This window comes from Bradyrhizobium sp. AS23.2 (assembly GCF_001908185.1).
Lineage (GTDB): Bacteria > Pseudomonadota > Alphaproteobacteria > Rhizobiales > Xanthobacteraceae > Bradyrhizobium.
In genome coordinates this window covers 1-7,831 of sequence record NZ_LGHM01000238.1, presented here as the reverse complement: position 1 = coordinate 7,831, position 7,831 = coordinate 1, and the positions used below count along the sequence as shown (strand labels likewise).

Here is a 7,831-nt window from a genome sequence, read left to right as displayed (position 1 = left end):
AGCGACTATTTGGAATAAAGCCGGGAGGAGAAATTCAAATCAGTTTCGACGGAGGGCGAAGCTGGAAACAAAGATCGACCGACGTTGCGGACGCATTCGCCACAATAGCTAAAGGCCGCAAGACTCCGCCTAAAGTCGTAGAAGTTGAATTCTTGGATGAGTCGAATGGTTGGCTGATCGGTGATCAATGGGTCTTCCATACTCAGGACGGCGGAAGTCGTTGGTCGCCCGTTACGGACGCGCAATTTCCAGATAGCGCACTTAAAACTGTCCATTTTTTCGATGCCGATCACGGTCTCATTTTTGATGCCTCTGATACGCAGTGGTTTTACGCAACAAACGACGGAGGTAAGACATGGTCGTATTATGATCCATTCCACTTTACCAACAACTATAAGCAGAGTGCATTTTCGCGGGTTGGTACGGGCGTTTACCTAGGGCAGAACGGGACTCAGACACTCGCTGGCGCTGCCAGTGGTCCTGACTTGCGAGGAATTGCCCAAGCGTCAGGGCTTGAGTCGATTAGGTTGATCTTAGTTCGCAAGGACAGATTACTTCGAAATGCCGACATCAAAGACGATATGAAGTTGATGGTCCGCGTAAAGGGCCGATCAGACTGGCAAACAATAACTCTTCCCTCGGCCGCCGCTTTGGAGACGACAAGAGGCCTCGAAATATCTTGGCGCCCCTCGGATCAATACTTTCGGGTCGAACCGGGCCAAATCATATCTCAAAAGATCGAACTGAAAGATCCTGATGGGCTAACGACCGTTGTTCCGTTTTCCGATCTGGAGTACCAGCCGTTCGTTCAACGATATCGGTCGCAGCTCTTTTGGGCATTGTTGACAAGCGTCATCTTGCTCGGATCAGCGGGGTCGATTTGCGCCGCCTACTTGCTCAGACCACGAATTCTTTTCAGGGTTGTCGCCAAACAGGATGAAATCTGCGAAGCCCTTAAATCTGCTCATCTCGAAATAGTCGCTCAAGCTGTCCGCGCACTGTTTGTCCCGCTTCTCATCAACAAACTCTGTTTGCGCGAAAGTGCGCAGAGATCGTGGGCCGCAGCGTATCTAGCAGGTGATGAAACGATTGAAGACCTTCCGCGATCGTTGCGTTCCGAGATGCTCAAAACCGATCTATTCTTGGACGTGTGGGTACGAAAGCGACTTGGCAGTGTACGCAAATATTTGAGTTCGCAGTTGGAGGCGATCGGTTGCTTAAATTATATTCCACTGCCGATAACAATAAGGTCCGGAGGATCAAAGTCCGACATTCCTAGCCCCTCCGTGGAAGCACTCCGAGATGTCTGCAATGAAAATAAGCTGGGGATCGCGATAGTTGCCGGCGGCGGCCGCGGGAAGACGACGCTTGCCGGCAAACTCGGACGTTGGTTGATGGAGGAAAGGGCCGAGCAACGGTTACGGCCGGCACGACCTGTCCTTTGCGTCCTTATCCTCGGCGAAACGTCCAACGTAATTGCATCAGTCCGCTCAGCGCTTCAATCGGGATATCCGGATGAAGATAAGGAGGCTTATGATGACTCCTTGATTATCGCAGCTTTCAGAACTCAGAGATTAGCACTAATCGCTGATGGTCTTTCGGAGATCAGTAGATCGTCGGTCAACTGCATCCAGGAGGCGATTAAAACCATCCCAATATCACTATTCATTTACTCCGCGCGGAAGCAATTCTTGGATTTGTCGCCACAGCAAATTGAAATTGCGCCAGAAGAGATTGGTAGAGATTGGGTTCCTCGATTTATTGGAGAGTATGTTCTGACGAATGGACTCGAAAAAATAATCTCAGCTAATGACCAACTACTTCTGGCGGAGACCGTCATTGCACTCGTTGACAAACGTCGGGGCCACAAGACGGTTCCGACCCTGTTTTTGCGCATACTTATTCAAACTTTTGAAAAGGCCGATGAGCTGCAAAGGCGGGATTGGCGCAACGACGCGCCCCTAAGTTTGGGCGAGACCGCCCAACGCTTTATTCGAGAGGTCCGACCGTCGAGCGACCAGATTTCAATCGATCCCGAGGCTCTCGCTCAGGCAGCCACGATGCTAGCGCGTCTCAGTTTGGCAACCGATTTTGTCGTGCGTCCATTTACAGTGGCTTCGGCAAGATCAGCCCTTCCTGAGAATGGCAAATCTGAAATGACCCTACAGGCCCTGGAAGACTGTACGGTGATTCAGCGCGAGATTACGGCCGCCGGAGGCCGTTATCGGTTCTATCTCGATCCGATAGCCGAGTATCTTGCTGCGGCGAGTTGGGTGCTTGAGCTTGGCGATGATTTGTCAGCTTGGCTTGCACACATGGCAGCCATTGAGAAGTCAAGGCAGGATGGGCGCGTTGTTTATGGATATCTCGATGCTCTTGCTGACTGCGTTCGAGATCCAAAATTTGGTGCGCAGGTCCCCGACGCAATATCAAGCTGGTCTGCGAAGAACGATTACACTGAGATACAATTTGTACGGTTAGAACCGGCAGTGCGCTAAAAAAGAGGGCCGACTCTCAGGTCAAACTGTGCCGCGTGTCTCCTGAACCGTACAACGCGATCGAGCATCGCGTTGGTCGGCTAAGCAGCAGATGAACGGCTGGCATATTGCACATCGATATTCAAACGAGACATTATTTCTCGTTTCACTGTTGCCCAAGTGCCAGATTCAGAAGACGGCGGCTCCATCAACAACGAGGAGCCCATCATGGCACGAGCGACTATCTCTCTGGTTTCCGTACAGAAGCCGACCGCCAACACTCCGGTCCTTCAGCGGCGCAACAAGCTTACGTCCAGCATCGATCAGCAGATCACGAAGATCGGGCTGTTTCGCGAGGGAAAGCGAATCTCTCGGGAGCAGTTCTGGGTGGATGGAGCCGGCGCGATCTTCTTCCAACTGCGCTATGGGAAGCAGCCGCTGGAGTTGGAGAAGGGGAAGAGTACCCTCAAGGCCGTTGGCACAGGCAACGCGGCGTGGGACGATTTGGTCGAACAGTTGGAGCAGATCAAAACGCTCGCTGTCGCTGGCGGCCTGGACGATGCTCTCTCCGCCTGCGCTAACGCCGTTCGGTCTAACTTTAAGGCCGCCAAGGATAAGAAATCCGGCCGCGGCTAATTCGCGTACTTCGCTGGTCCGGTGCCCCGTCCTGCCTGAGCGGGACGGTAGCGCCGTTTCGGATTTTGAGTGCTACCCCTTGCGCGAAGGCTTCTTAGCGGGACGTTGGAGAAAGTCAGCGGGTTCGGCCTGAAGGACGGTCGACAGCTTGACCAGAATTTCCAGACCAACCCACGTCGCCCCCTTCTCCAACTTACTGATGTAGGTGCGATTGACGTCGGCCTCATAGGCGAGCGTTTCCTGCGAGAATCCTCGTTCCCGCCTGATCCTCCGCAAGTTGCCTGCAACCACTTGGCGCCAGTCCATGGGCCGAAATGATCAGGCTGTCGCTTATTGACCCACCGCTTTAAATCGACAAAATGCGCGAAGCTGGAGGAAACATGAAATTCAAACATTCGGCTCTATTCCTTATTCCCCTATTGCTTTGCAGCACCCCTGCACCTGCCCAACAGACGAATCTGGCGGCACGCGATTGGAACGGGCTGCCGCTCGGTATGCGGACCTGTGTTGATAGTCAGCTCCGCCAGGAGCAGGGTACAAACCTCGAGGCGCTGATAGCAGCGGGCGTTCGGCGATCTGACCCAAGGCTTGCTGCGATAAACGAATTCTGTCTCAGCCCCGCGGGAGAAGCTTCCGTGACCCGACCTTCGTTCGGCGGTCCTGATAGGTCAGTCGTGGAGTTTGCCGAGTGGATGAACGCCACCATCCTGGCAAAGCCAATGTTCGCCAAAGCATTCGCACAATGCCGCGAGGTCGTCGGTCTTTACCAAGACAAGGTATTAAGCCGATTGGAGGCCGCCCAAGCTGGAGCAACATCGAAAAGCGATCAGGTCCGCATCCGCATGGTCAAAGATAATCTTGGGTCCAAAAGGGACGCTGCCGCCACCGTCGCGTGCATTAAGCAATTTGTCGCCTCGCTCGCCATCGCCAATGCGTCGAGCGGATTTTACGCGGATCAATTGGGCGCACTTAATGGAAAGCTGCTCAACAACGGCATCAAGCTAAAGGAGGCCGCGGCATCCAGAGTTGACGACATGACCGAACAGGGTTTGGCGCAGTTGGCGATCAAGATTGGGCTTGAGAATTTCCAAGCCCAAGAGCTTCAGGCCGACATCGACTCTGTGGGACAATATGGGTCAGGATCAGGACCGTTAACGTGCTTCCTGCCAGCGGAATGGGTTGGTGTTGAGCCCGGCGGCTATTCGCCATGCCATGGCTCGTACCTGGAAAAGAAGACGGCTGAAATTGGCCCGCTCTTAAGAATCCCATGATGCGTTGCAAGCTGCAATGGGACTGTGTGAACTACGGTCTGCTCGCAGATATAGCTTGCCCCAGGATCGAGTAGAGGATTTGGCTGTCCATGGCGGAGGTATTTGGAGGACCGCCGTTCTGTCCAGGAGTTGGTCGTCCCATACTCAAGATGAGCGTATTAGTATCCTTGCGGCTTCCCGATAAGAATGTTCCAGCGGTGGGAGCTGTTACGCGCACCAGTTTCCATGTAGGTGCGACATTGCCGGTGACGGTGACGTAGAAATTAATCGTCTCGGTTATAGTTGATACTGGATCGAAAACTGGCGGTCCCTCCTTTTTCTTCGCCTCCTGGATTTTCTCCGTCTTCCTAAGGCAAGTGCGCATGGCCACAGTCATCGTGTTGCTTGCGTCAATAACCTTGTCGCGAGCGGCAACAAGCTTGTTGAAGTCGTCGGAGGACTTATCCGCAGCTGCCTTGAGCGCGTCATCATCAGCAGGAGAAGGCGGCGCGGCGTTTGGCCGGTCGGCCACACTTTCGGCGGCCTTGTCGATGTTAATGACAAAGGCTGAGACGTTTGACGATTGCGCTATGGCCTCGAACTGCGCTTCCGTCACAGGCTTGATGCAGGAGCTATCTAGCGTGCCCTGCGCAATCCCGTACCGCGGCTTAATAACGTTGTTGATAATCGCTTGGGTCTTTGTCTCGATCGAAGTTGCCTCCGTCGCGTTCCCCAAGATCTGCTTGATCCTCGCCGCGTTTTGATCGGCTTGGGTTTGTCCCTTGTTGAGCTGTTCGGCCGTCTGTTTGGTCAGATCCTCCGGGATATTAAATTTCTGGATCAGCTTAGTGGAAAATTGCCTGATCTTTTCAGGTCCTTCTTGCAGTTGACTGATCGTAAGCTCCGGCCTTGGCTCGACCTTACGTTTTTCCAAAGTAACGGTGGGAAGGTCGACTTTCGGAATGGCCGGAGGAGGTCCGACGCCGGGACCGAAGTTGTTTCCTGGCTTGAGAACTCCTGTCTCTACTGGCTTCAGCGCGGCATCGATAAGGCGATCGAGTCCCAAGTCGCTTTCGAGCAGCAGGCCTGGCGGTTGCTGGCAATACTCATAGAGTCCGGTGTTCATCCTGCCACTGTCGTTCTCGGCGTCGATGTCCTTGAAGGACAACAGAAACTCCAGGTCTTCCTGCCTTACTGCCTCCGTGCTCAAGCTTCCACCTGCGCCCAATGTGAAAGTCTGAGCAACGTTGGTCACTGTATGCAGCGGCTGGGTGTAAGAAGCGCCGGGACTAACCGCGAAAGTATCGTCGACGGCGACGGTGAGCCGAACCTTGGCGGCCCACGAACGCAAGAACAGGAAAGGTTGCCTTCGTTCAGGCCGCACTTCTTCCGGGAACTGCGTGTAAGCTTTTTCAAGGACGATCCTGTTAAGGTCGCACTTAATCCGCTTTATCAACATATCGACGTCGACAGCGGCCATGCCGTTCCGCTGCGGTACCTGCACGCAGCTAGCCGTGCAAAGGACCAGGCCCAGGGACAGTGCCCGGGCAAGAAACGTGGCGTGCAAGGAGCGGCCCCCCGGTCTCACACATAAATCAAATGAGCAGAAATCATGCAGTGGGACAGGCGCCGTCCCGCAGAGGTTGCACCTTGAAGCGGGCATTCCGCCATGTCAATCCGAGCTTACGCTAATTCCTGGCTTTTTGGCCCTGCATTGGCGCTGCCTGCTAACTGCCGCTCATCAGCACATCGGGCCCAACTTCCCGTCCTCACTGACCGCGCATTGGATGAAGCCTCAACATGGGGCACATCTGAGATGCGATAGAATCGCACCAAATGAGTTTTGGCTCGCCAACCGAAACCAGCACGTTCTGAATCTCGGCGGCAGCCTGCTTGGCAGTCACGCTGGGCGACGAGCTTCTCGGGCGATGATGACGGCACGATCTCGGAGATGAGGATCAGCGCTCTCCTCGCATTCCCGGATGGCTCCAGTTTTATGGAGTACCTAGGCGCAGAGTCCGAATGTAGCCGGTCGCTTTTCCTTGACCATCAGCATCGAGATCGCTCCTGCGCCCACGAATCCGATCGGACCGTCCTACGTTCCGCCTCGTAACACAGGGCAGGAATTCGAATCGCCGTAGCTGTGGCTTTTCCACGTGTCCCGGCGTGCTGACCTCACGAGGAGCTGTTGCCTCTTGAGTTGCTCGGCTGGCGTCAGCGGAGGAGATGTTAACAGACCTACTTGATCAACCACCTATTAAACGAAGTATCATGGAAGTTGCCCATTGCACTCATTTCGCGCGATTATAAGCTGAGCTTTTATTGATCAGATTCGAGCGCGACGCCTCGAATAACCACATAATTCAGGGCTAAGGGGCAAATGCAAATCATTGGGGGCAAGCTCACTCTCAGCTCGGGTGATTTAGTCGGCCATCTGAACTGCCGCTACCTAACCGAGCTCGATCTCAAGGTGGCCAATGGAGAACTGGAGAAACCAAAGATATGGGATCCGGCTCTTGAGACGCTTGCGGAAAGGGGCGCACAGCACGAACGGGGGTTCGTTGACCATTTGGAGGCTGAAGGAGTTCCTGTCACCCTTATTGATGGCGTAGGTATCGATACTGCTGCTGTTGGTTCGACTCTGAAAGCTATGGAGCGAGGCGAAGCGGTCATCATCCAAGGCGCTCTTCAGTCGGGCAGATGGCATGGTCGAGCAGACGTATTGCGTCGCGTCGAAACACCAAGTCGGTTTGGCCATTGGTCGTATGAGGTGACGGACACCAAGCTTGCGCGTGAGACGAAGGGTAACACCGTCCTTCAGATCTGTCTCTACTCGGACATGCTTTCCGAAATGCAGAAAGCCGACCCTGTTTCGGCTTACGTGGTTACACCAGGCACGAACTACGTTCCTGAGGAATACCGTATACCCGATTACGCGGCCTATTACCGGCACGTCAGAAAGAGCCTGGAGGGGGCCGTGGCATCGCCGTCTCCAGCCGGAGCGTATCCCGAGCCGATCGAACACTGCGATACTTGCAGATGGCGCCGGCACTGTGACGTAAGGAGAAGAGCTGATGATCACATGTCTCTGGTTGCTGGTATCAGCAAGTCACAGATCGGAGAGTTGGAGAGGCGCGGCATAGAAACGATGGCGGCGCTCGCAAAACTTCCCCTGCCGTTGCAGTGGAGGCCGGAGCGTGGAGCAGTCCAGAGCTACCAAAGGATACGCGAACAAGCCAGAATCCAAGTCGAGGGCCGACTCAAAGGCGCCGTTGTGCACGAGGCGTTACCGCCCGTACCCGGCTTTGGTTTGTCGAGGCTTCCGGAGCCTTCCGCCGGCGACATTTTTTTTCGACTTCGAGGGTGATCCCTTCGTTGGAGACGGAGGTCTTGAGTTTCTATTCGGATATCTTTACGGCGAGGCCGATGGTAACCGCCGGTACGTGGGCGATTGGGCCTCTACGAGGC

Annotated in this window: 6 protein-coding genes; 4 read left to right on the top strand and 2 right to left on the bottom strand. The window is 54.6% G+C overall.

What is annotated here, in order from left to right; all coding sequences use genetic code 11:
- Positions 1-2,498: beta propeller repeat protein (locus tag AC630_RS45985; RefSeq protein WP_167561369.1), on the top strand; the 2,498-nt coding region annotated here is incomplete at its 5' end.
- 207 nt (positions 2,499-2,705) lie between these two features.
- Positions 2,706-3,113 (top strand): hypothetical protein, encoded by a 408-nt coding sequence (locus AC630_RS38855; protein ID WP_074123645.1) that lies wholly within the window; start codon positions 2,706-2,708, stop codon positions 3,111-3,113.
- A gap of 72 nt (positions 3,114-3,185) precedes the next feature.
- Here AC630_RS38855 and AC630_RS38850 read toward each other — a convergent pair whose 3' ends face one another.
- Complete coding sequence (locus tag AC630_RS38850) at positions 3,186-3,419, bottom strand: helix-turn-helix domain-containing protein (protein WP_074123643.1); 234 nt, start codon at positions 3,417-3,419, stop codon at positions 3,186-3,188.
- A 74-nt stretch (positions 3,420-3,493) separates the two neighbouring features.
- On the opposite strand from AC630_RS38850, the gene AC630_RS38845 reads away from it, so the two are divergent.
- On the top strand, positions 3,494-4,384 hold the full coding sequence (locus tag AC630_RS38845) for a hypothetical protein (protein ID WP_143198658.1): 891 nt from the start codon (positions 3,494-3,496) through the stop codon (positions 4,382-4,384).
- A 31-nt stretch (positions 4,385-4,415) separates the two neighbouring features.
- Here the strand turns inward: AC630_RS38845 and AC630_RS38840 are convergent, their stop codons facing one another.
- Positions 4,416-5,843: a hypothetical protein gene (locus tag AC630_RS38840; protein ID WP_143198657.1), complete on the bottom strand. Its 1,428-nt coding sequence runs from the start codon at positions 5,841-5,843 to the stop codon at positions 4,416-4,418.
- Between the two features lie 900 nt (positions 5,844-6,743).
- Here AC630_RS38840 and AC630_RS38835 point away from each other — a divergent pair.
- Positions 6,744-7,730, top strand: a complete 987-nt coding sequence (locus AC630_RS38835; RefSeq protein ID WP_074123640.1) for a TM0106 family RecB-like putative nuclease — start codon at positions 6,744-6,746, stop codon at positions 7,728-7,730.
- Positions 7,731-7,831: the final 101 nt, after the last annotated feature.

Excerpts from the sequence above, each read along its gene's own strand:
- AC630_RS38845 (WP_143198658.1), top strand. The coding sequence starts at position 3,494 with ATGAAATTCAAACATTCGGCTCTATTCCTTATTCCCCTATTGCTTTGC.
- AC630_RS38835 (WP_074123640.1), top strand. The coding sequence starts at position 6,744 with ATGCAAATCATTGGGGGCAAGCTCACTCTCAGCTCGGGTGATTTAGTC.
- AC630_RS38850 (WP_074123643.1), bottom strand. The coding sequence starts at position 3,419 with ATGGACTGGCGCCAAGTGGTTGCAGGCAACTTGCGGAGGATCAGGCGG.
- AC630_RS38840 (WP_143198657.1), bottom strand. The coding sequence starts at position 5,843 with ATGGCCGCTGTCGACGTCGATATGTTGATAAAGCGGATTAAGTGCGAC.
- AC630_RS38855 (WP_074123645.1), top strand. The coding sequence starts at position 2,706 with ATGGCACGAGCGACTATCTCTCTGGTTTCCGTACAGAAGCCGACCGCC.